The organism is Mesorhizobium sp. M7A.F.Ca.US.005.03.2.1, from assembly GCF_003997795.1.
Lineage (GTDB): Bacteria > Pseudomonadota > Alphaproteobacteria > Rhizobiales > Rhizobiaceae > Mesorhizobium > Mesorhizobium ciceri.
In genome coordinates this window covers 1-1,351 of the sequence record NZ_RZRP01001220.1, presented here as the reverse complement: position 1 = coordinate 1,351, position 1,351 = coordinate 1, and the positions used below count along the sequence as shown (strand labels likewise).

Sequence of the window (1,351 nt, the reverse complement as noted above, 5' to 3'; positions counted from 1 at the left end):
CCAAGGTGCGCGCCGAAAAGGTCCGCGCGGCCGCAGAGCGCTGCGGCCGCATCGTCAAGAGCTTCCTGTCGATGGTCCGCCTCCATCCCGCGGCACAAGCCGAGACCGACCTCAACCAGGTGATCCGGGCGGCACTTGAAGTGACCGCCTATGGCGCGCGCTCAAGCGGCATCATCATCGACACCGATTTCGCCGCAGGCCCGCTGCTGGCCATGGCCGACGCCGACCATGTGACGCAGGTGGCGGCCAATTTCCTCATCAACAGCCAGCACGCTTTGGCTGGCATTGCCGGCGACCGGCTGATCAAGGTGCGGACGTTCCGCAGCGACCGGGATCATCCCTGCTTTTCGGTCGAGGACAATGGGCCCGGCGTGCCCGAAGCGATCCGCGGCCGCATCTTCGAATCCTATTTCACCACCAAGCCGGTCGGCGTCGGCACCGGCATCGGCCTGTCGATCTCGAAATCGATCATCGAGCGGCACAATGGCAATGTCTGGTTCGAGGAAGTGCTCCCGAGAGGCGCGCGTTTCGTCGTCCAGCTGCCGGCCATCGTGGCCGGCCTCGCCACCGCCGGCGACAACCAGCCGCGATCGAGCGGCCTGCGCCATGCCTTGATCATCGACGACGAGCCGGATGTCGCCGGCTCGCTCTCGGACATCCTCGAACTGATGGGCATCAAGTCGCGGATCGTGCCCGTCTGGGAATCGGGCGCCGCCACCTTGAGCGGCCACATGCCGCCGGACATCGTTTTTTCGGACCTGCGCATGCCCGGCGTCAGCGGCATATCGATCTATCGTGAGCTGCTCGCCGAAAAGCCCGATTTGGCGCGGCGTTTCGTGCTGGTCACCGGAGACCTGATCGGTGCCAAAGCCGAAATCGAAGCCTTGCCGGCGCACCAGCGACCGCAGATTCTGGAAAAGCCGTTCAGCACGCTGGATGTGCGCAGCGTGCTCTCCGCCATCGCCGAACAGGCGGCCTTGAAAGGATAAAAAAAGAGGCTCCCGGGGGCGGGAGCCAAAAGGAGCGCACTGGAGGGCGCTCGGGGAGGTCAGAGCATGGTCCACAAAACGGGAACGGTTTTCGGGATCATGCTTCGACGGAAATCAGAAAATATTCGGCGTGCCGGTCAACGGCGCGGCATTGGCGATCATGCGGATCGCCCGGCTTTTGTGTGTTCCGGACTGTTCGGCGATGGCGCGCAGGCAATCCATGCTCTCGGCACCCCAGGCCTGGCCCTTGCAGGCGAAGTCGGTCAACGGCACCGGCAGACGCGCGGTCCTGGTCGTCGTCTGCCGGTGCCGTTGACCGACTTCGCCTGCAAGGGCCAGGCCTGGGGTGCCGAGAGCATGGA

At 64.8% G+C, this 1,351-nt stretch carries 1 protein-coding gene and 1 pseudogene; one reads left to right on the top strand and one right to left on the bottom strand.

Features of this window, described 5'->3' with window-relative positions; translation table 11 throughout:
- The coding region (locus EN991_RS36445) for a hybrid sensor histidine kinase/response regulator (protein ID WP_127370532.1) at positions 1-989 on the top strand (989 nt) is incomplete at its 5' end.
- 114 nt (positions 990-1,103) lie between these two features.
- On the opposite strand, the pseudogene EN991_RS36440 reads toward EN991_RS36445, so the two are convergent.
- Positions 1,104-1,351: pseudogene (locus EN991_RS36440) on the bottom strand (hypothetical protein); the annotation flags it as partial.